General features: G+C 56.5%; 1 rRNA gene. It reads right to left on the reverse strand.

Annotated features, from left to right (window positions below):
• Positions 1 to 796 (reverse strand): 23S ribosomal RNA (locus tag IE096_RS31090); the annotation flags it as partial.

The raw sequence follows: 796 nt of genomic DNA on the forward strand, positions 1-796 counted from the left end.
CCAGTGAGCTATTACGCACTCTTTCAAGGGTGGCTGCTTCTAAGCCAACCTCCTGGTTGTCTCTGCGACTCCACATCCTTTCCCACTTAGCGTACGCTTAGGGGCCTTAGTCGATGCTCTGGGCTGTTTCCCTCTCGACCATGGAGCTTATCCCCCACAGTCTCACTGCCGCGCTCTCACTTACCGGCATTCGGAGTTTGGCTAAGGTCAGTAACCCGGTAGGGCCCATCGCCTATCCAGTGCTCTACCTCCGGCAAGAAACACACGACGCTGCACCTAAATGCATTTCGGGGAGAACCAGCTATCACGGAGTTTGATTGGCCTTTCACCCCTAACCACAGGTCATCCCCCAGGTTTTCAACCCTGGTGGGTTCGGTCCTCCACGAAGTCTTACCTCCGCTTCAACCTGCCCATGGCTAGATCACTCCGCTTCGGGTCTTGGGCGCGCTACTCAATCGCCCTATTCGGACTCGCTTTCGCTACGGCTTCCCCACACGGGTTAACCTCGCAACACACCGCAAACTCGCAGGCTCATTCTTCAAAAGGCACGCAGTCACGACCGCCAAGCAAGCTTGACGGCGACGCTCCCACGGCTTGTAGGCACACGGTTTCAGGTACTATTTCACTCCGCTCCCGCGGTACTTTTCACCATTCCCTCACGGTACTATCCGCTATCGGTCACCAGGGAATATTTAGGCTTAGCGGGTGGTCCCGCCAGATTCACACGGGATTTCTCGGGCCCCGTGCTACTTGGGTGTCTCTCAAACGAGCCGCTAATGTTTCAGCTACGGGGGTC

It is taken from the genome of Streptomyces abikoensis (assembly GCF_014648775.1).
Lineage (GTDB): Bacteria > Actinomycetota > Actinomycetes > Streptomycetales > Streptomycetaceae > Streptomyces > Streptomyces abikoensis.